Here is a 24,161-nt window from a genome sequence, read left to right as displayed (position 1 = left end):
TATCCGGACAGCCGTTTCATATGCTATTTCGCGGTATAGCCGCCTTCAATTGGCAGTTCGATACCTGTGACAAACTTCGATTCATCAGAGGCAAGGTATAACACACCATTGGCCACGTCTTCTGGTTTGCCAAGGTCCGGAAGTGGTGTAACGGAATGGGCCCAGTTGCTCATTTGCTCATCCTGGAACATTTCCTCGGTCATCGGTGTGATAATGATGCCCGGGTGGACGGAGTTGACACGGATGCGATCTTTGGCATAGTCAACGGCAGCTGCTTTGGATAGCATGCGTACGGCACCCTTGGAGGCTGTATAAGGACTTGCACCGCCCCCGCCGGTTAACCCGGAAGTGGACGAGATATTAATAATACTGCCGCCACCATTTTCCTGCATGTGTGGTACGACATGTTTCATACCAAGGAAAGTGCCGGTTAAATTGATGTTCATGATTTTGTTCCATTCTTCAACGGTTGTTTCATGCATTTTTTTCTGGATGGTGATACCGGCATTGTTGACAAGGACGTCAATTTTCCCGAATGCATCCAGCGTTTTTTGTACAACTTCCTTCCAGCCTTCTTCACTAGATACGTCATGGAAAAATGCTCTAGCTTGTCCCCCATCAGCGTTTATCTCGTCAGCCACTTGTTTTACATTGTCCTCCTGTACGTCGGTAACAACGACTTTGGCGCCTTCTTTGGCAAATAGAATAGCTTCTTCCTTGCCCTGGCCACCGCCGCCTCCTGTAATAATGGCTACTTTGTTATCTAATCGTCCCATGAGAATTCCTCCTAATTGGATTTGTAACTATTTTAACACTAAAACGTTTATTATTAAATTATACTGTTCAAAGCAATGAGAACCAAGGGGACAGGCACCCCGGTGCACCAACAAAGTGGCCCAAGGTTCCTGTCCCCTTGGTTCTCCTGTCCCCTTGGTTCTCGCTGTCCTCTTGGGCCTATCCGTTAAGTTCTATGCTATTGATTAGTTGGGCGATTTGTTTTGGTGGCTTGTCCATGTTGTTGGCAAGCCACTGCTTGATGACGTAGATGCTTCCGCTAATGAGGAAGGTTCCGGCGTATTCGGATAAGTCAGCATCCATGTTGTTTTTTTCCGTCCAGTTTCTTACGAGGAATGTGCGGGCGACGTCCATTACTCGCCTTTCAAAGGAATGATCGCCATTTTCATTAAGAAGTGTTTGGCAGATGTCATAATTGGCGGCGATATATTCCAATAGCTTTTCCGTCATTTGCAGGGATTTTTCATCTCGCGTGAAATTATACTGACTTAAATAAGTATTGATATCGGCAATCATTTTTTCCTCTATTTGTTCTAGTAAATCGAATTGGTCATGGTAGTGGGTGTAAAAAGTGGATCGATTAATATCGGCTCGTTCGCAAATTTCCTTGACAGTAATAGTGGAAATTGGTTTTATTTTTAACAATGTGATTAAACTATATTTTAGGGCCATGCGAGTATATTTTTTTCGGCGGTCTAATTTTTGGTTCATCAAAACGTCACACTTTCTTTTAGATGTTAGACAACAATTATTCTCCATATGTCGGATTATATACGCGAAATAAAAAACTGTTTGTTGTAAATCCAACACGTTGTCGTATATAATATTATCGTGTTCGAATGAATGAAGCAAGAGAGGATGAACACCGATTGAAAAACTAAGAACAACTGTTTTAAAGCATAGAAAATCAATCGTCATCACCTTTATGATGCTGGCGATTGTCAGTGCGTTGGTACAGTCCATGGTCTCGGTCAATCATGATATGGTTGACTATTTACCGGATGACGCACCATCCACGGTAGCGATGGATGTGATGGAAGATGAATTTGACGGGACTGTAGCCAATACACGGGTAATGATGAAAGACGTTAGCATTCAGGAAGCATTGACGTATAAAAAAGATTTGAAAGCTATCGATGGCGTCTCGAATGTAACGTGGCTAGATGACGCTATTGATATCAAGACACCGATCGAAACGGCGGATGAAGATACCGTTGAATCGTACTATAAAGATGGCAATGCGCTGTTTTCCTTTGAAATTGAAGATGGTAAAGAAGTGCAAACAACAGATGCTATCTATGATTTGATCGGTGAAGACGGCGCTATGTCCGGTGATGCGTTGGATACGGCCATATCACAAGAACAGACAGGGAAGGAATCAATGTTTGCTGCAGCGATTCTTGTGCCGGTTGTCATCCTGATTCTATTTCTGTCGACAACGTCATGGGCCGAACCAATATTTTTTCTGACAGCTATTGGGGTTTCTGTCCTGATTAACTTGGGGACGAACATCTTTATCGGCGAAATTTCCTTTGTAACACAAGCAGTGGCACCGATTTTACAGCTTGCTGTATCGCTTGATTACGCGATATTCCTGCTGCATAGTTTTGCCGATTATCGGAAAGAGACATCGGACCCGAAAGAAGCCATGCAGCTTGCGATGAAGCGGTCATTTCCAGCAATCGCTGCCAGTGCTTCAACCACGTTCTTCGGCTTCACCGCGCTCACCTTTATGGACTTTGAAATTGGCGCAGACTTGGGACTGAACCTGGTTAAAGGCATTTTGCTCAGTTTTATCAGTGTCATTGTTTTCTTGCCGGCACTGACGCTAATGTTTTATAAATGGATTGATAAAACAGCACACAAACCATTTTTACCGACGACACCGCGTGTTGGGAAGGGTCTTCTTAAATTACGCATTCCGACCATTATCATCGTACTGCTCTTGATTGTCCCGGCGTTTTTGGCACAGAGCGAGACGAACTTTCTTTACGGGACCGGGGGACATCCGGATTCAACTCGGGCTGGCCACGATGCTGCCGACATTAAAGATGATTTCGGTAAATTTACACCAATCGTTATGCTAGTGCCAAAAGGTGATCTGGCACGGGAAGATGAGCTTGTTCAGGAACTTGATGACCTTGATAACGTAAAAAGTACGGTTTCCTATGTTAGCAATGTTGGAACGGCCATACCCCCTGAATACCTCGACGAATCGACTAGAAGTCAGTTCTTCTCGGAGAACTACAGCCGAATTGTTTTAAATACGACAACTGATACAGAGGGAGAAGACGCCTTTTCCCTTGTGGAGAATGTGAAGGGTACAGCGGAAGACTATTATGGCGATGATTACTATGCCCTCGGGGAAAGTGTCACACTGTATGACATGAAACACGTCGTTGAGCGAGATAATACAGTGGTGAACGTACTGACGGTTATGACGATTGCCCTTGTCCTTTTAATCACGTTCCGATCAATTTCTATTCCGGTTGTACTGCTGCTGACGATTCAATCGGCTGTATGGATTAATTTGGCGGTGCCGTATTTCACCGATTCATCTCTTATCTATATAGGATATTTAATCGTTAGCACGGTCCAGCTTGCCGCAACGGTCGATTATGCCATTTTATTGACGGAAGCTTATACCGAAAACCGGAAAGAAATGCGCGCAATGGCTGCGGTTAAGAAAACAATTGATGAAAAGATTTTCTCAATTGGTGTGTCTGTATCAATCCTATCTAGTGTTGGATTTATTTTATGGGCAACATCATCCGATCCAATCGTTTCATCCATTGGCCTGTTGCTTGGGCGCGGTGCGTTACTGGCATTTCTCTTGGTTGTGCTTTTCCTACCGGCTTTATTACTTGTATTTGACCGGGTTATCAAAAAAACAACCTTTAAACCAAATTTTTATAGAGGTGAGTAAGGCTATGCGGCTAAAAAAATTACTGACTGTATTAATGAGTGCCATGCTCGTGGTTGGCTCACTTCCCGTACCATCTTTTGCTGCAGACGATACGAATGATGGACAAAAGACGGATGATACAGGGACGAAAGCCGGCGAATATTCCACGAAGGATGAGGCAATTTACGGAAATCTGGATGCGAGTGGTTCGCTGGAAGATATGTATGTCATCAACACGTTTCATGTCACCGAACCCGGTCAACTTGTGGACTACGGGAAGTATACTGATGTCCGGAACCTGAGTAATTTAAAAGACGTGAAACAGACTAGCGACAATAAAATCCGTTTTCAAGCGGAAAAGGGTGAGTTTTATTATCAGGGAGATATGGCCAATCAGCCACTCCCATGGGATATCCATATCACCTATATACTTGATGGAAAAGAATTGGGGCCGGATGAGCTGGCGGGCAAGAACGGTACACTCGAACTGCAGATTGCCACATCCGCCAATGGAAATGTCGATCCCGTATTTTTCAAGAACTACATGCTACAAATTTCAGCGACAATGGGTCCGGAGACATTCACTAATATTCAGGCGCCTGATGGAATGAAAGTTAGTTCGGGTAAAGATACCCAAGTAACGTTCACCGTGATGCCGGAAAAAGAGGAAACGTTTATTATATCCGCTGATGTCACCGATTTTGAAATGGATCCAATCAGCATATCGGCAACACCTGCGTCTATGCCAATAGAGGATCCGAATTTAGGTAATATGAAAAGCAAAATGCAGTCGCTATCTAACGCAATCCGTGATATCAATAAGGGTGTCGGTGACTTGAACCGTGGTATTTCTGATCTTAATGACGGTGCAGCCGATTTGAGTAGCGGGTCCAGTGATTATTTAAGTGGTATAAACGAACTCGATCAATCGTCCGGTGAGCTGAAGCGTGGTTCTGCTGACATTCGTGACGCTTTGCAAAAGATGGACAAGTCTTTGCAAGGGAACGCTGGCGCCCCAGATATGCGTGAGTTTAACAAGGTGCCTAAAGGGCTTCGTGATATGGCGGGCGGTTTGCGTCAGTCGGCTGAAGGGCTGGATACCTTGGAGCGAAATTACAGGAAGGCGTACAGTCAGTTGGATAGTGCTATGAGCGGGATACCGAACTACGGAATTAGTAAACAACAAATCCAAGCACTACAAAACAGTAATGCTGATCCAAGGGTCATCAAACAATTGCTGGATACGTACCGGTCCGCCCAACAAGCCAAAGGGACGTATCAGGCTGTTCAGAGAGTATTTGGTGCTGTCTCCGGTACACTGGATAAGGTCTCCGGCAATTTACGGACGATGGCCAACAATGCCGAAAATATGGCTACTGGTATAGAAAAATCCATGAAAAACATGAATCAAATGGGTGCCTTGAAAGAGCTGGAAAAAGGATTGTCCGCTTTAGCTACTGAATATAAGGCATTTCATAGCGGCCTGGTAGACTATACCGATGGCGTCGGCAATTTGGCAACTTCCTACCAGGACATTAATGCCGGTATTCAAGAAATAACGGGAGGCACCTCCGACCTTGATAGCGGTGCTAGTGAACTGAAAAGTGGAGCAGAAGAACTGCAGCAAGAAACGAGCGATTTGCCTGGTGAAGTGCAGTCAGAGGTCGATGAAATGATGGATGAATACGACGCATCAGATTTTGAACCGCAATCGTTTGTTTCAGATAAAAATGAAAAGATTGACGTGGTGCAATTCGTCCTGCAGACCAAGCGGATTGAAATGGCAGAACCTGATTTAACCGAGCGAACAGATGAAAAAGAAGAGAAAGGTTTTTGGGCTCGGCTCATGGATCTTTTCCGGTAATACGTTAATGGAAGATACGAAATAATAGCTGAAAGGAAACACCTTTTTTCATTTAAAAGTCAATTATATGCTGAAAACCCGAACTGATTCGAAATCTAACGGTTTTGAATCATCGTTCGGGTTTTTATTTAAAGATAAGAAACGAATATTTCATTTGGAAATAACCTCTGGGACGACTATGTACATAATATTTTTATATTTCATAAATTTGACATAACGGGTATTTTTTATTACACTAGGTTCAACAATGTTGAATCAAAAGAAACTTATATGAATATAATGGGAATATGTTGAACTATTGTCAGCAAATTTGGTGTTATAAGCAACTTTGCAAACGGATTCATCACGAGGCAGGTTTTTCAATAATGAAAAGGAGGGGGATGCATGGGACGTTGGCCGGAAAATGTACAGATAAAGGAAGTTGGTCCGCGCGATGGTTTGCAAAATGAAAAAGCAAGGGTGGCCACGGCGGATAAAGTCCACTGGATTAATATGCTGTCAGAGTCGGGTGTGAAGGAGATTGAGTACTCCTCATTTGTTCATCCGAAATGGGTTCCGGCTTTGTCGGACGCTCATGATGTCGGCAAAAGAATAAAACGACATCCAAATGTCAGTTACTCGGCGCTAGTTCCTAACATGAAAGGGCTTGAGCTTGCGTTGGAGACGGGAATTGACGGAGCATCGGTGTTCATGTCAGCAAGTGAAACGCATAACCGGAAAAACATCAACAAATCTATTGACGAATCTTTTCCCGTATTGCAGGAAGTGATAGAGGAAGCAAAAAAAGCGGGAAAACATGTGACGGGGTATGTGTCGACAGTGTTTGACTGCCCGTATGAAGGACGGATTACCCCGGAACAGGTCGTTCGCGTCTGTGATAAGCTGTTTGCATTCGGTGTGGATGATGTTTCACTTGGTGATACAATTGGCACGGCCGTACCCTCGCAAGTGGAGCAGCTGTTGGATGTCGTCCTCAGCCGCTACCCGCAGGAAAGCATCATTATGCACTTCCACGACACGCGCGGAATGGCCATCGCCAATATCATGACATCGATGGAATATGGCATTACCCGGTTTGACAGCTCCATTGGCGGCTTGGGTGGCTGCCCGTATGCACCGGGAGCCGCGGGAAATGTCGCGACGAATGATGTCTTGTATTTGTTGCACGGACTAGGAATCAATACAGGTATCAGTGAACGAAAACTCCAGGAAGCGGCACTTTTTATTCAGAATAAGCTAGGCAAAACGCTGCCCAGTAAGACATTAGCATCAGCAGCAAGCCAAAGCTGATAGGTAGGAGATTTAGCGCCGATATCGGACGCAGACGCGAAATGAAATAGGAGTTACTATAATATGGACGGAAATACCCTCACCTGCATGTAAGCAGGTGAGGGTTTGCCATGTATCAGGATGTGGCCACCGGGGATATCGACGGATCGTATGAGGACATCAGCGGAATAGTCGAAGGTATCGACGGATTATGCGGGGATATCAGCGGAATAGGTCGAGACATCAACGGATCGTATGGGGACATCAGCGGAATAGTCGAAGGTATCGACGGATTATGCGGGGATATCAACGGAATAGGTCGAGATATCAACGGATTGTGCGGGGACATCACCGGAATAGTCCGAGACATCGACGGATCCGGCTAAATTACTTACCACCTTATATCGCCGTCCCATTTGTACAGCTAAAAAACATCTACCGGTTGCCAGCGTGCGCAATTTGCTCTATTCTATGTAGGAAGGAATTTGATTGATTCAGGTGAAAGGAGAGAGTAGCTATTAATCTTGAAACGATAGGCCAGAAGCTGAAGCAAGCACGTATTAAAAGTAAACATACACAGCAGCAAGTAGCAGATCGGTGCGGTATTTCCAAAAGCCTGCTCTCAAAAATTGAAAATGGCCAGACTACATCTGCTGTTGCAACACTTTCTAAAGTTTCTGAGGCCCTTGATGTACCGTTAACGTGGGTGCTAGACGGGCATCCGGAGACAGATTTGGTGGTGCTTCCTAAAGGGGACAGGCAAATGAACGTAGATGATGAGAATATGGGTTATTCGTTTGAACTGCTCGCCAATCGGTCCCATTTTTCACGGATTGAACCGACCATCGTCCATGTCACCCCGAAAGATTATAATAAGCGTCACGAGCCGTATACGCACTCCCAAGATGAGTTTATTTACATTGTTGAAGGGGCGATTGAGCTTTTTTATGACGGAGAAAAGCATTATATGGAAAAGGGTGATACAAGCTATTTTAAAGGTGTGAAACCGCATCTGTTCATCCCGGTCGACAATGATGGGGCTAAAGTGCTGACAGTGTTCATTGACGATTAATCAGGTTAGCGATGATCCCCCGGTGGAAGGTATTCTCGAGGGTATTTTCAGTCGTTTTGCAGGTGGAAATGTCCAGTAGCGTTGTTCTCCGAGATCTTTTGACCGTCCAACCTTGGTCCATCATTTAAAACATACACCTCCCCGAAAAATACGGGAGATGTATGAGAATTTAACCTTTGCTCAGATTTGTAGAATTGTCATCTCTGTCTTGTTCCGTTTTATTAATAATGCTTGTTCCGACTAGATCGCCGGTCACGTTCAGAGCTGTACATCCCATGCCGACGAGAACGTCAATGGCGGTGAGCAATCCAACAGCTTCCATTGGCAAACCAAGTTGAGCAAACACGGTAGCAATCATGATGATGCCTGCACCAGGTACACCAGCAGTACCAACCGATGCCAAGGTACCGACGAGCACGACTTGCAGCATTTCCGTGAAGCTGAGCGGATCCCCGACCACGTTGGCAGCAAAAACGGCGGATACGGCAATCCGGATGGCTGCTCCATCCATGTTAATCGTTGCACCAAGCGGGAGACTGAACCCGTAAAGACTTTTTGCCAGGTTAAGATTCTTAGCGGCATTCAGTGTCAGCGGTAGTGAGCCAGAGCTACTTTGCGTGACAAACGCGGTGATCATCGGTGTGCGTCCCTGTTTGAAAAAGTCTTTGATATTAATTTTTGACAGTGACATAAAAATTACATAGATGAGAAGCTGGACAAGTAATGCTATATACAGAACTGCAATCACATTGCCAAGCGAAAGCAGTGTATTGCCTCCTTGCTTTCCGACAATCTCTGCTACAATCGCGAAAACTCCGACCGGGACATACTGAATGATTCCCTTCATAATTGTCATCGTAGCTTCGTTGAGCCCGTTGATAACGTTGTACACGGTTTCACCAATCTCATGAGTATTCTCTGACGAACGCAATATCGAGATAGCAATACCGAATACCAGCGCGGTAAAAATAATACCTAATAAGTTCAGTTCGCTGAATGCTGTTATAATATTGTTAGGAACGATATTTAAGAGAACACTGGTAAGTCCGGGGTTTTCCGGGACATCAAATGACTCACTGCCATCAAGTGTCATTCCTGTTCCAGGGTTAAACATGCTGGCAACTGCGATTCCGACTGTGATAGCAAATGCTGATGTCACAAGATAATAGATAAAGACTTTTCCGCCCATCCGGCCAAGATTTCCCAAATTTGCTTGATTGACACCAACAATTAATGTAAACAGAACGAGTGGTACAATCAGAAATCTTAAAAGACGTAGCAAAAGATCGCCAAATGGCGCCAGAACAGCTGCATCCTCGCCAAGAATCAAACCAATTAGAACACCAAGCCCTAGTGCAACGGTGATTTTTAATATGAGCGATGCTTGCAAATAACCTCTCCACATTGCTTTCATTGATTTTCCCCCTGTAAAAGGTGATATTAATTCATATAAAAATAATAGGAATTATATGTATTGACACTAACTTTTTTATTCAACAGTGTCAAAAAAAGTGCTTCTTATTTTGAAAAAGCCATGCTGTTGCACAACATGGCTTAAATCTTTTTATTTCTCAATGAACATTTGTGTCCAGTAATTTCCCTCTTTTGTAAAACCGACACCAATATGAGTGAATGAATCATTAAGGATATTGTTGCGGTGCGCTTTACTGTTCATCCAGCCTTCAACAACCTGTTCGGGTGTACGTTGCCCTCTCGCGATATTTTCACCTGCTGATTGAAAGGTGACATCAAACTGCTTCATCATGTCAAACGGGGATCCATACGTCGGACTTTTGTGGGAAAAATAATTTTTTTGTTTCATGTCCATCGACTTATTTCTGGCAACGCGACTTAATTGTTTGTCTGTTTTTAGTGCGGGAAGTCCCTGCTTATTTCGTTCCCTGTTTGTCAGCTTAATCACTTCGGATGCGTATTCACCGATTCCCTGTTGAGGTCGGTTATCGTTGTTTCGACGATCAATAGGCTCTTGCCCGGCTGGACGCTGCTTAATTTGTGGATCGTTGCCTCTTTGCAAATGACGCTCTAGCGGATCTTCCCTTTTGTTCGTCGGTCCATTGTAATTTGTTCCCCAGTTATTTCTGTTAGGCCACGTTCGTTCAGATTTTCACGAAAGTCAATCTGTTGAGCTCCTGGCCCTTCTTGATTACTGGACTGGTCTGTTCTCATTGCTGAGATAGGCAGCTGGTTGTTATCTACATCTACTCTATTGTGATAATCCGCGCCCATTTCATTAGTACACGCGGCCAGCACAAACAGACCGACACTGACCAAAATTAGAAAAAATTTCGTTGAACGTTTCATAAGGCAGTGCTCCTTTACAGTTTTACTACTAGTATGGACCGTCTTCAGTTAAACCATGCAAATCAACACGCTGTTCATGATTCATTTCATCAAGAGGGAAAACAGTTACTGTGTTCTCCCCTTGATTTAATTGTTTCAGATATACTGGAATTCCATGATAGTCCACGTTAATCATCGTAATGGAGTCAATGATTTCTTGGGCACGGTCAGCTTCCATAAATATCTCCTTTCAAATAGGTGTCATGCTTATTTTTTACTTGAAAGGCAGGTGTATGCCCGGTGAAAATAACCATTTTTCGTTTGGAAACGCGCTTGCCTGTAAGGAATTTATTGAACGGAAACCTGAACGCAGGTACTGACCGGATGCAATCATCAAAGGCGTTTCAGACCCTTCGAGGGAATCAATGATCAGTGCCGCGATTGTGGTGGAACATAAAATTCGAATGATTGTCCCACCTGCCAAATTCAAGTAAAATAAACGGCACATAAACGGCATTTAAGGAGGGGCAGTATTGAGTGGGAGGAATTTTTTAAATAGGTTTTATTACGGCTGGTTTATCGTCTTTATTGGCGGTTTGGGGATTTTTTTCTCCGGACCGGGCCAGACATATTCAAACGCCGCATTCATTGATCAGTACATCGAGGATTTTGGCTGGTCGCGTACGGAAGTGTCCAGTCTATATTCGACAGCGACACTGATAGCTGGAATCATGATGATGTTTGTCGGGCGGTATATTGATCGGTATGGGCAGCGATTCATGATGGTCACGGTCGGAACGGTGTTTGCACTAGCTTGTTTTTGGAATAGTATGGTTTCGAATATGTTCATGTTGGCCATTGGGTTCTTTTTCGTACGGCTGCTTGGGCAGGGAACGATGTCGCTAATTCCCAATACACTTACCGCGCAATGGTTCGTCAAAAAAAGGGGCCGTGCATTCAGTTTTATGACTTTGGGCAGTTTTGCCAGTGCGACGCTATTTCCGGTCATCAACACGTGGATCATTGACACATGGGACTGGCAAATGGCATGGCGTTTTTGGGGTGTAGCGCTTCTGGTCGTGTTTGTTCCATTTGCCCTGTTTGGCGTGCGCAACCGGCCGGAAGAAATCGGGCTTGAACCGGATGGGCTTCGATCGGAATCGGATGATGAAACAAACGAACTCATTGCTAGTACTGCACTCCCTGAATCCGATGAAGACTTCACGTTAAAGGAAGCAATGCGGACGTGGGCCTTTTGGGGAATTCTGATTAGTGTCGGCATTCCAGCGATGATTAATACTGGGATAACGTTTCATATTATATCTATATTTGATACGAATGGCCTGTCACCTGCTATAGCTGCGATGGTGCTGAGTTTGATGGCATTTGCTGGTATTCCGGTATCGTTTGTTTCCGGTTTTATAACTGAACGGATACCGACGAATTATTTGCTGGCGAGTGTTTTTGTCATTGAAATTATTTTTCTGTTAATGTTGCTTGTAACCGAAAGTGCGCTTATGGCAATTTTATTCGGGATTGTTTGGGGTGCTGCGAATGGTCTGGAGCGGATAGGTATGAACATCATTTGGCCTGATTATTTTGGGCGGAAATATGTCGGCAGCATCAATGGTGTCGGAATGACAATGGTGGTTATCGGCTCGTCGCTAGGCCCATTGCCGTTCGGTGCTGGATTTGATCTATTTCATAACTATACACCGGTATTACTGGTTTCTCTTGCGTTTCCGATTATCGGCGCTGTTTGTGCTATCTCAGCAAAACGACCTGAGAAAACCAAACTGCAAGCACATTAATTTTAAAAAAAAGCGGTGACAATTGATGATAGAAGATACAGGGGAACGGATTATTCCTGAAAACATGAAAATAACCAATGAAATGCTGATGGAGCATGTGGCAAGGTATCATTTTGCCAGTGACTATGTGTATGGACGGGTGCTCGACTTTGCCAGTGGTGCGGGTTATGGCACGCATATTCTTGCCAAAAGATCAAAAGCGGAAGTCCACGAAGTTATTGGTGTTGATCTAGATCCGGACGCGATTCATTATGCGCGCGGCACGTATCATCATCCGAGTTCTGCTTTTATGGAGGGGGATGTAACAAATGTTGGTCTGCCGGAAAAGCTGGGAACGTTTGATTGTGTCGTCAGCTTTGAGACGATTGAGCACATAGAGGCGGAGGAACAGTTCTTGGCGAATGTTTATGCATTACTGAAACCTGGTGGCACCCTCATATTATCGACACCGTTTGGACAAGGACGCGGCAAGCCGTGCAAATCACCATTCCATGTGCACCAGCTGACGGTGGATGAATTTAAGCAATTGTTTACAGGCTACACAATCGCTGACTTTTACTATCAAAGAGGCCCGTTAATTATATCTGCAGAGGATTACTATAGCGGTCGATACCCAATCGGAATAGCTGTTTGTCAAAAGTAACTGAATAGTTGGGAATTGTGAAGGATGGACTGTGGCTTCCATCCTTTTTAATTGGTAAAAGTCACTCATCGGCGAAATGAGTGCCCAAATGGAGATTGGAAACCCGGTAAAGGTCACTCATTGCCATGATGAGTGCCCGAACGGAGAGCAGGAACCTGATAAAGGTCACTCATTGTTGCAAATAAACTCCACTCTGGCTCCACTCTAATGATCACTTTCCAGTTCGGCCAAATGGTCCATAATTTGTTCCGTGATTTTATCAGCTGCTTCGCTGGATATAATGTCTTCCCTGACTAGCCGTTCAACTGCTTCATGCTGGGCATACAGGGAGTGGCGTTCCAATATGTTCTGCTGTTTTTTCTTAAGTTTTGGTTGTTTTTCGAAAAGGTCGGTAATATCGTTTTGTATTTTTTCGAGGGATTGCTGATACTCATCAACCATTTCATGTGTGACCGCATCAGTGACTCGCAAATTATTCTTCACTCTGCCGATTTCATCAAGGGCCTTTTCGTACCGATACGCATGGGCCAAGAGCACTTCATAATCTTCGTAGCCTTTTTCCTGTTTGTTGACACCAAGCCAGTCGAGTACAGGCTTGATGGTAAGACCTTGGCATACGAGTGAAAATAATACCATACTAAAGGTAAAAATCAGGATATCCTCACGTCCGTCAAAATCTCTAGGGAGACTGAGCACGAGTGCAATGGAAAGCGACCCTTTCAGACCGCCCCAGTTTAAAATGTGTTTCCATGTAAAAGGAATATTTTCGGTAAAAAGGGTGCTCGTATAGACAGCGATGCTTCTGGCGATAAGTGCAATCAGAATGGCTATGAAGATTAGTCCCCATCGATCGGCGACATCAATTCTGGTGATTTCCAGTCCGACCATTAAAAAGACGAGCGAGTTGATAAGTAAGGTAACAACGTCCCAAAAATTACTAATATTCAGCTTGGTTGTCGGACTCATTCCGATGTTTGCGCCATAATTTCCAAGCGTTAATGCTGCGACGACGACGGCAATAACGCCAGATGCGCCCACATTTTCCGCTAATAAATAAGCCCCGTAAAACAAGATGATGCTAAAAATAATCTCCAGCGGGTAGTCATCAAAATACTTTGTCAGCTTTGATGCAACATACCCACCGGCACCACCAATAATCAGCCCAAGTGCAACCACTTTAACAAACTCCCACAAGCCGAGGCCGGCACCCTCGATACCTAAATCCATATACGTAAGCAGTGAAAAAGCAGAGATGTTAAACAGCACAACTGCCAGCCCGTCATTGAACAAACTCTCCCCTTCGATCATGGTAGAGAGACGTTTGTTCACGCCAAGGTTTTTGAAGATGGACAGCACACTGACAGGGTCTGTTGCACTCATGACTGATGCGAACACAAAAGCAGCAGGTACAGATAGCTGCAAGAGCCATAAAGATGAAAATCCGATAACGATAAATGACAGAAATGTACCGCCAAATGCCAACAAGAGAATGGGCTTTTTATTGTCGAACAGCTGGGAAAATGGCAATTTTAATGCAGCTTCTCCAAGTAACGCAGGTAAAAACAGGGTAAGAACGGCAAAGTTGAAGACTTCTCCTTCCGTTATGAAGGTCTTTAGCGGTTCCAAAAAAGGGATGTTACTAAGGCCAATGACAGCGCCAATAATGACAAGCGCGATTGGATAGGGTTGCTTGAATTTTTTCGCAATCGCCGTAATGCCCGCAGCTAGCATGACGAGAACAAGTATGAGCGAAAAAATATGATGCAGATTCATCTCTTCCACGAAAAAAGCCTCCTTCAATGATTGCGTAGGTTCCCATAAGTATATTTTTGCCGAAAAAATCAATTGAATGCGGTGGGAAATATTTGGATTTAGCATATAAATAATATAAATGACATTTGTCATATGTGATATTTGACGATTATGACTTATAAAGGTTATTGATTTTTTATATCCTAAGTGTAAACGTATAGACAAAAATAATTTTACTGCAGGAGGATATGATGAGCAGACAAAAACAAGCACAGTTGAAAAAAAGCGTTGCTGCCTTTGCTAGTCCAGATACGAAAGCAAGCATACTGCAGCTCATAAACACGATTCCGCCGTTTTTCCTTATTTGGTTTTTGGCTTACGAAAGTCTGTCTGTTTCGATTTGGCTAACGCTTGCCTTGACGGTTTTGGCATCAGGATTCGTCGTTCGTATCTTCATTATTTTTCATGATTGTACACATGGGTCATTTTTCAAAAATGGCAAGGCTAATCGCATAGTTGGAACGATAACCGGCGTCATTACGCTATTCGCTTTTGAAAAGTGGAAACGGAGTCACGCGATTCATCACGCGACAAGTGGTAACCTGGATAAGCGTGGTACGGGTGATGTATGGGTGATGACAGTTGATGAATATATGGCTGCTTCCTTTTGGGGCAGACTTGCTTACAGGCTTTACCGCAACCCGATAGTGATGTTCGGATTAGGGCCGTTGTATCTTTATTTTCTTTCCAATCGCTTTAACCGTAAAGGAGCTAAGCGGAAAGAGCGACTGAACACCTACATCATTAATGCATCTGTTGCCGTTATATATGTCCTGCTAATTTGGACCATCGGGTGGGAGGCATTTCTCATTATCCAGCTGCCGATCATGTTTATTGCGGGTGCGCTGGGGATTTGGTTGTTTTATGTACAGCATCAGTTTGAGGATTCTTATTTCGAAAATGAGGATGAATGGGATTTTGTCAAAGCTGCTGTTGACGGAAGCTCGTATTACAAACTGCCGAAAGTGTTGCAATGGTTGACAGGCAGTATTGGGTTCCATCATGTGCATCACTTAAGCCCTAAAGTCCCGAATTACCATTTGGAAAAAGCTCATGAATCGACACCGCCTTTGAAGCAGGCAACAACGATTACGCTAGCCTCCAGCTTAAAGTCCATCCGCTTCCGTCTGTATGATGAAACGAACAAGACGTTTATTAGTTTTAAAGAGGTTAAAGGATTGTTGAAAAAAGAAAAGGTGAACATACGGATGAGCTCAGGACGATCAACCGTTCAGGAAAAATAAACAAGCTAATGAGACCCTTCGCCTTTGTTGGAAGGGTTTTGTTTTGCACTATGATATACTTAACGAAAGGCAGTTAGGGGGGGACGGTATGCGGAAATGGTATCACATTATCCCGAAAAACACGGGGCTTAGTATATATGCGTGGATTATTTTTTGTATTCTGCCTTTCTATTTTATCTTCCGGACATCGGGAACATGGGAAATTATTTTTGGCATTTTCATGGTGTTGCTTTTTTTCACCGCATACAGCGTGTCTTTCCTTTCAGAAGGTTGGGCGGTGTATCTGTCAGTAGGGGTCGAGATGGTTATAAGCGTCGTGATGACGGTGTTTTTGGGATATGTTTATTTTGCATTGTTTTTGGCGTTCTACATCGGAAATATACAGCATAAAGCTGGCTTTATAACATTGTATGTGGTTCATCTGGTTACAACGATTGCAGCGGTTACGATTAGTTTTTTCACCCATAGTGCTTTATTCTTCTCCCAAATGCCATTTATTGCTTTTAGCGTCCTTGGCGTTATTCTGCTGCCTCTAACGATTTATTTCCGAAATAAGCAGGAAGGATTGGAAAACCAATTAAAAGCTGCGAATGACAAAATTTCTGAGTTAGTAGTTCTGGAGGAGCGTCAGCGGATTGCCCGCGATTTGCATGATACGTTGGGACAAAAGCTGTCTATGATCGGTCTGAAAAGTGATTTGGCAGGAAAGCTGATGGATGTTAAACCCGATGCAGCAAAAAATGAAATAAATGATATCAATCAGACGGCTCGTACGGCCCTGAAAGAAGTGCGTGAAATGGTGTCAAACATGAAAGGTGCCAAACTGGAAGATGAAGTCAATCGAATCCAGGAGATGTTGAAAGCTGCCCGGATTGATTTCCATATGGAAGGAACCCCGGAGCTAACAGACACGCCTTTATTTATTGAAAACGTGCTGAGTATGTGTTTGAAAGAGGCGGTGACCAATGTCGTCAAGCATAGCAGCGCGTCTTCCTGTACTGTTACTATTTCATCATTGCCGGAAGAAATAGTGATGGAAATAAAGGATGATGGCGTTGGGATGGTAAATCAAAAAGATACTTATTCCGAAAATGGCCTGCAGGGAATGGAAGAGCGGCTGGAATTTGTCAACGGCAGCTTAGAAATCACTTCCGCCAATGGGATAACCCTGATGATTCGGATACCAAAAGCCATTCAAGGGCCGGAACAGGAGGGATGACCGTGATACGTATCGTCATAGCAGAAGACCAACGCATGCTGCTTGGTGCACTTGGATCGCTGCTTGATCTGGAAGAAGATATGGAGGTTGTAGGGAAAGCAAGAAATGGGGAAGAAGCATTAGCACTTGTCCGGCAGCAACGTCCGGATATTTGTATGATGGATATTGAAATGCCGGTAAAAAGCGGCCTTGATGCAGCGGAAGAATTGAAGGATGCCCCTTGTAAAGTCATTGTGTTAACCACTTTTGCACGAATGGGGTACTTTGAACGCGCGCGGAAAGCTAATGTGAGTGGCTATTTGCTGAAGGATAGCCCGAGTGAAGACCTAGCAAATTCCATCCGCACAATTATGAACGGGAACAGGATTTATGCGCCGGAATTGGTTGATATGGCTTACGACCATGACAACCCACTGACAGATCGGGAAGAACAGGTGATTAAGTTGATTGCTGAGGGGAAAAGTACAAAGGAAATTGCAAGCCAGCTTTACCTGACAAACGGTACGGTCCGCAACTATGTATCCGTCATTCTCGACAAACTGGAAGTAACGAACCGGATAGAGGCCATTTCTAAAGCAAGGGAAAAGGGTTGGCTACATTGAACTACCCTAATTTAGTTGATGCTTGGAGTGGGGGTCTTCTCGCCTGCCAATGTAACAGTTTTGCATAAGCAACTTCCTTCAGCCAAAGACTATAACCGTACCATGAAAAAGGGGGTAACACACATGGCTGAAAAAAATAACCAATTCAAAGAGAACACAAACCATGGCGAACACCGCAATGGACGCAAAAGCCAGTATAAAAACCATAATGCCAAGGGCGGCCGTCCCAATGAGTTTATAAGTGACAAAGAGGAGTAGTAAGGAATGGACGAAGTCGCTGTGGCGTGCGCAGGCTAAAACTGCGAAGTCTTATGCGCCTAAACACCAAAAAATCTTTTCTTTGCGGTGTGATGCTGTACGGTCACACCGCTTTTCTGCATAGGAGGTTAGGGTATGCATCGTGGTATTTTTTTGGACCGGGACGGGGTTATTAATGAAGTGCTTAGTGATCGGGTGAAATTCGTCAACAAGCCAAGTGACTTCTATTTATTAGATGGGGTCGCAGAAGCAATCAGCATATTTAATGATATAGGTTATCACGTATTTGTCGTGACGAACCAAGGCGGAATTGGGCTTGGCTATATGAAGGAAGAAGCACTGGAAGCTATACATAAACAAATGAAAGAAGATATTGCGGCATTTGGTGCGCGAATTGATGATATTGCCTATTGTCCGCATAAGCCGCATGCTGGTTGCGCCTGCCGTAAACCGCGTCCCAAAATGATTCTTGATCTGGCGGAAAAGCATGATATTACACTGAATGAAAGCTTTATGGCCGGTGACAGGGAGCCTGATATAGCTGCTGGCGAGCAGGCTGGAACGACGACAGTGCTTATCGGGCACCGTGAACGTGAGCAGCAAAAGGCTGGAGCGGACATGGATTTTCCGAACCTTTTGGCATTTGCTCGCTGGCTACATAAACAGTAATCCCGTTTCATGGATTTGTGCTTTCTGGCTATACTAATTCATGTCGCTATTTTAATGAACAGGAGGACGAGTCCATGATGAAACGTTGGATCACAGCAGCAGTTTTGGCATTTTCACTGGTTTTCTCTCCAGCAGCTATATCTTTTGCATCAGACTTCTATAAAGGGTTTGCCGAGGACTTGCACAGAAAGCAGGATGTGGAGGAAGATAAAAAAGAAACGTACCAACGGATTTTCATTAAAATGGAAGCTAAAGAACTCGGGATTGCAACAGAGGGTAAAGATTCGGAACAAATAGCCAAAGAAGTTGCGGAAACAAAGATCAAGCGCTCCGCCAAAAAGCTAGGCATTAAGACGGAAGGAAAAGATATTAAGGAATTGGCTAAAGAAGTTCATCACGCCGAAGTAAAGAAAAAGGCTGAGGAACTGGGCATTGACCAAAATCTAAAAGACCCACAGATGCTTGCCGAGGATGTGTACCAAGAAATGCTAAGGCAAAAAGCGAAAGAGCTTGGCGTGGAAACGGAAGAACGGGATCTGCGCGGACTAAAGCAAGCCGTGCTCAAAGCAATTGTGAAAAAAGAGGCAAAGGAACTAGATATTGATATAAAAGGAAAAGATCCACAGAAGCTGCAAGAGGAAATACATGATAAAAAACTGTACCAGACAGCGAAAGAACTCGAATTGAACACGGATCATAAAAGTAATAGTCAACTTTTCGATGAAATTATAACAGAGCATGCAGAAGAGGCAAGGGAAAAACGACTGTTTCCGTTTGAAAAGCGAGATGGTGACTTTTTTTGGAACCACCATGTGAAAAGGCGCCCTAATCCTTGAGTGACTCGGGGTTTTTCTTATTCGCTATAAAACGAGACGGCTTCTGAATTTTTCTGAGCAGGAATTTTAATATATTTGCCGAATATATTTATCAGATAGTAAAAAGAAGGGGGAAAAGATACATGAGTGATAACACACAAATAAAGGTAAAAGATAATGGACCATATGTGGTAAAGGGAGATGTAGAAATGGTGGATGCAGAAGGGAATGTGTTTGAGACGAGAAAGACCTTTTCCTTATGTCGTTGTGGACATTCATCCAATAAGCCATTTTGTGATGGCAGCCATAAGAGAGTTGAATTTGAAAGTGAACCGCGTGCCGAATAGTTGCATGCGGTTCACTTTTCAAGCCATCTAAAGAGCGATAAAACCCTTCTATGCTTTCTATAAAGCATAGAAGGGTTTTTAATACAGGAAAGGTATATGAGAAGGCGTTAGGGTGGCATACTTAATTAGAGGGAGTTAAATAATAGTTAAAACAGTATAGTTGTCATCACAGCTGCTGTTTGGAATAATAATAATTATACACTTTTATGAAGGAGATGGACTTCATGCAGGTTTTGGTTGCAGGTGCGAATGGAAAAATCGGACAGAACATTGTCAAGCAATTGCACAACAGTGATCAACATACAGTAAGAGCCATGGTTCGGAAAGAGGAGCAGGCGGAGGAACTGAAGAAAAAGGGAATTGACGCTGTCATGGCTAATCTTGAAGGTAGAAAGGAAGCAATTAAAAAAGCGGCCAAAAGTTGTGACGCGGTTATTTTTACAGCGGGATCCGGTGGCAGCACGGGCGCTGATAAGACATTACTCGTTGACTTGGACGGTGCAGTCAAAACGATGGAAGCAGCGGAGGAAGCTGGTGCAGATCGTTTTGTCATGGTAAGTGCACTGCAGGCCAACAATCGTAACAATTGGAATGAAAAAATCCGGCATTACTATGTCGCCAAACACTATGCCGACAGATTCCTGCAAGCGACCAGCTTGAATTATACGATTGTCCGGCCGGGTGGTCTTCTAAATGAACCGGGTACAGGCAAAGTCACCGCTTCCGAAAATCTGTTGGAGCGGGGGTCTATTCCACGTGAGGATGTGGCAAGCACGGTCGTAGCCTCCCTAACTGAAGAAAACACATATAAATGCGCGTTTGACCTGATTGCAGGTGAAACGGAAATTAGCGAAGCATTGAAGAAAATATAAAGTGAAATGCATGTTGCGTTCGTTTAAAAAGGATGTCAAAGCCGTATTGTCGAAAAAGTAAGGAATAGTTATACAGCTGGAATATGAAGAGAATATCGGGCAACATGAGCGAGAGGTGACAGAATGGATAAGAAACTAATCATTGATTGTGATCCTGGCCACGATGATGCGATGGCCATTCTTTTGGCTGCTTCAAAGGGAAACGGTCTGCAGATAGAGGCAATGACAACGGTGGCCGGTAATGTTGGTGTTGATAAAAACACGATTAATGCGTTGCGTGTATGTGAACTTGCTGGTCTTGACGACACCCTTGTCGCTAAAGGAGCAGATCGGCCATTGGTGAGGGAACCACTGGAGGCTGCTCATGTACATGGCAAAAGCGGTTTGGACGGGACTTCCTTGCCTGAGAAGCCAGTCAAACAGGCTGCTGATATGCATGCGGTTGATGTGATTATCGAGAAAATAATGAACGCAGATAAGGATATCAGCATTGTGGCAATCGGCCCGTTGACGAACATCGCACTGGCTATGCGAAGGGAACCGCGAATTATTCCTCGCATCCAAGAGATTGCAATAATGGGTGGCGGTACATTCGGGAATCGGACACCGGCTGCGGAATTTAACATCTATGCGGATGCCGAGGCGGCTAAGATCGTATTTGAAAGTGGTGCACCGCTAACCATGTTTGGACTCGATGTTACCCATCAGGCACTGGCCACCGATGAGCGGATGAAGCAGCTAGCAGCAATTGACACCCCTGCAGCAGCGGCTGTGATGGATATGCTTCATTTTTATTCAGGTGCTTATAAAGGACAGTTCGCCGGAGCAGCGCTGCACGACCCATGCCCTGTTGCCTATCTGATCGATCCAGCGATGTTTCAGCTGGAAAATGTCCGTGTTGATGTTGAAACAAAAGGTGAATTCACTTACGGCATGACGGTTATCGACGGTAGTGACCGACCAAACCGAGAACCAAACGTTCAATTCGCCCGCCAGCTTGACTCGGACCGGTTTTGGCAGCTGTTTATGAATGCATTGTCCGAATGAGGTTAGTCAAGGCTGACAAAGGACATCGATTAAAAAAGTACCCGTCCCCCTTTATTGGGTGAACGGGTGTTTTTTTGTGATAACAATTTACTCGTTCAAAACTGGTCAATCCGCATTAGACAGCCCCAGCTCCGTATCCAATGTACCATGGACGGACTTGATTGCCACATCTTCACCACGAAGCCAGCTGGCAAAATCAAAGACAACAGGTTCCTGATTTCCACCTAAGGCGAACCATGCTTTTCGTTCTTTTGGAAAATAAGCGGTGGTATGAATCGTGCCTGCCCAGCTTTTATACAGGTCGGCAAACACGCCCCGATCCTTATCATTCATGAGCCGGAACGCACCATGTGCACTAATTTGACCCTCCTGTTCCTGGATTAGGTTCAATCGACGCTTAGAGTCATCCAGATGGTGGCGATTCTCGTGGCTCAGCAGTTCAAAGTGATTCGTGCATGCACGTGATTTCCGTGCTTCTACGCCACGCGGTGACGCTTCAATGACGTATGTTTCTTCATGACGATCCAAAACGATGTAACTAAATGATCCGCGGTGGGGAATCTCTTTCAATAGCTGCACGGCATCATCGACAGTAGCGCACGTCTCCAAAATGATCCGTCCTATCATGTGGCAAACAAAGCCATCGCCGGGCTTGCGACGCTGCATGAAGTTGTATCCCATCGCTAGCCCATGTTCGTTCATGCCGTCCATGCGACCGGTAACACGAGAGGTAGGCCCGATGATCGCATGCCCCTGATCTGTTGGTTGAAAAAAGCTATAACGCCCATCGTACGTCTTCGGATGGTAATCATAATTGCGCACCATAAAGTCGTTCCCTGTCAAAATGGAACAGCCACTCGGTGTTGTATTCACCCGGTAATGTCCGAAATCCCGCAGCACTTCCGTCATCGGCATACCAAGTGCATCACGCATACCTAAGAGCTCCTCCCAGATGCCTGGAGCAAACCGCATAAACGCATGTTTCGCATCCTGTTCGATTGTTTCAAACCGAGGCTTACGGATGCGCCAGCTGTCCCGGCGGTTTTTCAGGACAAGGGAATCCTTGATAGCAGTCCCTTGCGCGTAACCCAATTCATAATGACTACCGCGAAATTGGGTGATATCGGTATGTACCTCTGTCATGGCACTCATCCTTTTTGTTTGGTTACCTTTATTGTACGCCAGTTTGTAAAAAATTTAAATAATGACTGAATTTCTTTTCTGTTTAATTAAATATACTGTAAGCGTCTCGAATGCTCATCTCAAGGCCATAATGACACTCAAAAGCAGTCGAAAAGGTCTCGAGAGGGCATCTCGAAGCCAAAACAGCACTCAAAAGCGGCCGAAAAGGTCTTGAGAGGGCATCTCGAAACCGAAACGGCACGCAAAAGCGGTCGAAAAGGTCTCGAGAGGCCATCTCGAAACCAAAACGGCACGCAAAAGCGGTCGAAAAGGTCTTGAGAAGGCATCTCGAAATGTACAGTTAATTAGGAGAAGCATTCTGCGGTTACCCCCGGTAGAGAAGTGAAAATCCCGGGAGTTTTTATTGCCGGATATGATCTGCATTGTATGGCGTAAATGATTTTAAAATTAAATGAATTATTGTAAGATTTGATATAGGAACAACCGCAATGTTAGGAGTGGCTAAAAGGGGGAAATTGATGACACGCAGAAGTTTATTTTTCATCATAGTCTGGGTGATTATTCTTGTTTTACCGGTAATGATGCCTATTTATTATACACCATTCTATTATGTAGCGGCTACGATATTATTTCTGATTGGCTTGTATAACATACGACACGGGAATACAGATGAAACGTTTTATCGGAAATGGACGAAGCAACGGGGCAAGGGTTTTTGGCTCTATGTCGCTGGAAAAGGACTATGGTCAACTTTCACCATCGCTGTGGTCGTCAGCCTCGGACAGCTGTTTGGCAATGACTATACACCACTGGAAATTGCGACAGCCTTATCAACGGGAGAGCTTATAGGCGTGTTGCTGCTCATGATGTTGTTTGGCTTTGCAAGTGCTATCGCTTCTTGGTTCGAAAATAACAAACGATACGACCGGGTGATCAATAAACGTATGGAAAATAAATAGAGAAGAAAATTCTATTGAAAACAGTGGTGCTGCAAGTCGTTATGACACCGATAACCTCAGAAAGTAAAGATAAAGGAGCATGCGGCATGACGTTAGAAGGAAGTAACGTAGCGATAACGGTTTATGTACTATTTCTATTTATTGCATTAGCCCTCAGCTATCTGTACGCATGGAAAGGGATCGAAATGACCGGTTTATTTGGCTCGCAGGTTGCTGTTGCAACGGTTATGAATCTTTTCTTAGGGGCATGTGCGATCTTTGGCTGGTTCTTCTACGCCTGGGGGACTAGTGAAGCGCTTTTCCTTGGTGGGTTAGTACTGGGAGCAATCCTGCTTGTTGTCAGTGAGGTAGCCTTGATTACCACATTATTTGTTCGGCGGGATAAGTTGTTGGAAGCTTATCGTGAACGAATGGACAATGGCGTTTCCAATCGGGGGTCAAGGTAACAGCCAACTAAAAAGAAGTCATGCGGTCGCAGCAGTACAACCACCGTTATCCCTTCGTGTGATGATTG

The 24,161-nt window shown here is 44.4% G+C and carries 25 protein-coding genes and 2 pseudogenes; 19 read left to right on the top strand and 8 right to left on the bottom strand.

What is annotated here, in order from left to right:
- Positions 1-23: 23 nt before the first annotated feature.
- Entirely contained in the window at positions 24-776 is a 753-nt protein-coding gene (locus FFL34_RS08795; RefSeq protein WP_138603125.1) for an SDR family NAD(P)-dependent oxidoreductase, read from the bottom strand.
- A 178-nt stretch (positions 777-954) separates the two neighbouring features.
- Positions 955-1,506: a TetR/AcrR family transcriptional regulator gene (locus FFL34_RS08790; RefSeq protein WP_138603124.1), complete on the bottom strand. Its 552-nt coding sequence runs from the start codon at positions 1,504-1,506 to the stop codon at positions 955-957.
- Between the two features lie 214 nt (positions 1,507-1,720).
- On the opposite strand from FFL34_RS08790, the gene FFL34_RS08785 reads away from it, so the two are divergent.
- The 6 genes and pseudogenes from FFL34_RS08785 to FFL34_RS18610 all read left to right on the top strand — a co-directional run bounded on the left by FFL34_RS08785 (position 1,721) and on the right by FFL34_RS18610 (position 7,905).
- A complete protein-coding gene (locus FFL34_RS08785; RefSeq protein ID WP_138603123.1) occupies positions 1,721-3,721 on the top strand; it encodes an efflux RND transporter permease subunit in 2,001 nt (666 codons plus the stop codon).
- A gap of 4 nt (positions 3,722-3,725) precedes the next feature.
- Positions 3,726-5,564 (top strand): YhgE/Pip domain-containing protein, encoded by a 1,839-nt coding sequence (locus FFL34_RS08780; protein WP_138603122.1) that lies wholly within the window; start codon positions 3,726-3,728, stop codon positions 5,562-5,564.
- Positions 5,565-5,948: 384 nt separating this feature from the next.
- Positions 5,949-6,854 carry a hydroxymethylglutaryl-CoA lyase gene (locus FFL34_RS08775; RefSeq protein WP_138603121.1) on the top strand — a complete coding sequence of 302 codons (906 nt, stop codon included), beginning with the start codon at positions 5,949-5,951 and terminating at the stop codon, positions 6,852-6,854.
- 110 nt (positions 6,855-6,964) lie between these two features.
- Positions 6,965-7,219 carry a hypothetical protein gene (locus tag FFL34_RS08770; RefSeq protein ID WP_138603120.1) on the top strand — a complete coding sequence of 85 codons (255 nt, stop codon included), beginning with the start codon at positions 6,965-6,967 and terminating at the stop codon, positions 7,217-7,219.
- Between the two features lie 131 nt (positions 7,220-7,350).
- Positions 7,351-7,539: pseudogene (locus tag FFL34_RS18815) on the top strand (helix-turn-helix domain-containing protein); the annotation flags it as partial.
- A gap of 57 nt (positions 7,540-7,596) precedes the next feature.
- Complete coding sequence (locus FFL34_RS18610) at positions 7,597-7,905, top strand: cupin domain-containing protein (RefSeq protein WP_234031465.1); 309 nt, start codon at positions 7,597-7,599, stop codon at positions 7,903-7,905.
- A gap of 169 nt (positions 7,906-8,074) precedes the next feature.
- Here the strand turns inward: FFL34_RS18610 and FFL34_RS08760 are convergent, their stop codons facing one another.
- The 4 genes and pseudogenes from FFL34_RS08760 to FFL34_RS08745 form a co-directional block, all read right to left on the bottom strand.
- Positions 8,075-9,319, bottom strand: coding sequence for a dicarboxylate/amino acid:cation symporter (locus FFL34_RS08760; RefSeq protein WP_138603118.1), 1,245 nt, complete (start codon positions 9,317-9,319; stop codon positions 8,075-8,077).
- A gap of 150 nt (positions 9,320-9,469) precedes the next feature.
- A pseudogene (locus FFL34_RS08755) lies at positions 9,470-9,826 on the bottom strand (CAP domain-containing protein); the annotation flags it as partial.
- Between the two features lie 122 nt (positions 9,827-9,948).
- Positions 9,949-10,227 (bottom strand): hypothetical protein, encoded by a 279-nt coding sequence (locus tag FFL34_RS08750; protein WP_138603116.1) that lies wholly within the window; start codon positions 10,225-10,227, stop codon positions 9,949-9,951.
- 28 nt (positions 10,228-10,255) lie between these two features.
- Complete coding sequence (locus tag FFL34_RS08745; protein WP_138603115.1) at positions 10,256-10,444, bottom strand: H-type small acid-soluble spore protein; 189 nt, start codon at positions 10,442-10,444, stop codon at positions 10,256-10,258.
- 295 nt (positions 10,445-10,739) lie between these two features.
- Here FFL34_RS08745 and FFL34_RS08740 point away from each other — a divergent pair, with 295 nt between their 5' ends.
- Positions 10,740-12,017, top strand: coding sequence for an MFS transporter (locus FFL34_RS08740; protein WP_138603114.1), 1,278 nt, complete (start codon positions 10,740-10,742; stop codon positions 12,015-12,017).
- Positions 12,018-12,042: 25 nt separating this feature from the next.
- A complete protein-coding gene (locus FFL34_RS08735) occupies positions 12,043-12,660 on the top strand; it encodes a class I SAM-dependent methyltransferase (protein ID WP_138603113.1) in 618 nt (205 codons plus the stop codon).
- 204 nt (positions 12,661-12,864) lie between these two features.
- Here FFL34_RS08735 and FFL34_RS08730 read toward each other — a convergent pair whose 3' ends face one another.
- On the bottom strand, positions 12,865-14,442 hold the full coding sequence (locus tag FFL34_RS08730; RefSeq protein ID WP_138603112.1) for a cation:proton antiporter: 1,578 nt from the start codon (positions 14,440-14,442) through the stop codon (positions 12,865-12,867).
- A gap of 221 nt (positions 14,443-14,663) precedes the next feature.
- Between FFL34_RS08730 and desA the strand changes: the two genes are divergently transcribed.
- The 9 genes from desA (at position 14,664) to FFL34_RS08690 (ending at position 21,545) form a co-directional block, all read left to right on the top strand.
- A complete protein-coding gene (gene desA / locus FFL34_RS08725) occupies positions 14,664-15,716 on the top strand; it encodes a Delta(5) desaturase DesA (protein ID WP_138603111.1) in 1,053 nt (350 codons plus the stop codon).
- A gap of 88 nt (positions 15,717-15,804) precedes the next feature.
- Positions 15,805-16,935: a sensor histidine kinase gene (locus FFL34_RS08720; RefSeq protein WP_138603110.1), complete on the top strand. Its 1,131-nt coding sequence runs from the start codon at positions 15,805-15,807 to the stop codon at positions 16,933-16,935.
- 2 nt (positions 16,936-16,937) lie between these two features.
- Positions 16,938-17,537: a response regulator transcription factor gene (locus FFL34_RS08715; RefSeq protein WP_138603109.1), complete on the top strand. Its 600-nt coding sequence runs from the start codon at positions 16,938-16,940 to the stop codon at positions 17,535-17,537.
- A gap of 123 nt (positions 17,538-17,660) precedes the next feature.
- Entirely contained in the window at positions 17,661-17,795 is a 135-nt protein-coding gene (locus FFL34_RS18810) for a hypothetical protein (RefSeq protein ID WP_267900366.1), read from the top strand.
- Between the two features lie 135 nt (positions 17,796-17,930).
- Positions 17,931-18,464 (top strand): D-glycero-alpha-D-manno-heptose-1,7-bisphosphate 7-phosphatase, encoded by a 534-nt coding sequence (locus FFL34_RS08710; RefSeq protein WP_138603108.1) that lies wholly within the window; start codon positions 17,931-17,933, stop codon positions 18,462-18,464.
- Between the two features lie 74 nt (positions 18,465-18,538).
- Positions 18,539-19,300 carry a hypothetical protein gene (locus tag FFL34_RS08705; protein WP_138603107.1) on the top strand — a complete coding sequence of 254 codons (762 nt, stop codon included), beginning with the start codon at positions 18,539-18,541 and terminating at the stop codon, positions 19,298-19,300.
- Between the two features lie 122 nt (positions 19,301-19,422).
- Positions 19,423-19,626 (top strand): CDGSH iron-sulfur domain-containing protein, encoded by a 204-nt coding sequence (locus tag FFL34_RS08700; protein WP_138603106.1) that lies wholly within the window; start codon positions 19,423-19,425, stop codon positions 19,624-19,626.
- Positions 19,627-19,850: 224 nt separating this feature from the next.
- Complete coding sequence (locus tag FFL34_RS08695; protein ID WP_138603105.1) at positions 19,851-20,498, top strand: SDR family oxidoreductase; 648 nt, start codon at positions 19,851-19,853, stop codon at positions 20,496-20,498.
- Positions 20,499-20,621: 123 nt separating this feature from the next.
- Positions 20,622-21,545 carry a nucleoside hydrolase gene (locus FFL34_RS08690; RefSeq protein ID WP_138603104.1) on the top strand — a complete coding sequence of 308 codons (924 nt, stop codon included), beginning with the start codon at positions 20,622-20,624 and terminating at the stop codon, positions 21,543-21,545.
- 105 nt (positions 21,546-21,650) lie between these two features.
- Here FFL34_RS08690 and FFL34_RS08685 read toward each other — a convergent pair whose 3' ends face one another.
- Entirely contained in the window at positions 21,651-22,688 is a 1,038-nt protein-coding gene (locus FFL34_RS08685; protein WP_138603103.1) for a C45 family autoproteolytic acyltransferase/hydolase, read from the bottom strand.
- A 518-nt stretch (positions 22,689-23,206) separates the two neighbouring features.
- On the opposite strand from FFL34_RS08685, the gene FFL34_RS08680 reads away from it, so the two are divergent.
- Complete coding sequence (locus FFL34_RS08680; protein ID WP_138603102.1) at positions 23,207-23,647, top strand: hypothetical protein; 441 nt, start codon at positions 23,207-23,209, stop codon at positions 23,645-23,647.
- A gap of 14 nt (positions 23,648-23,661) precedes the next feature.
- Positions 23,662-24,093: a hypothetical protein gene (locus FFL34_RS08675; protein WP_138603101.1), complete on the top strand. Its 432-nt coding sequence runs from the start codon at positions 23,662-23,664 to the stop codon at positions 24,091-24,093.
- The last annotated feature ends 68 nt before the right edge of the window (positions 24,094-24,161 follow it).

This window comes from Lentibacillus cibarius, assembly GCF_005887555.1.
Lineage (GTDB): Bacteria > Bacillota > Bacilli > Bacillales > Amphibacillaceae > Lentibacillus > Lentibacillus cibarius.
Note: the sequence above shows the minus strand (reverse complement) of the source record. Positions and strands in the feature narration are given on the sequence as shown.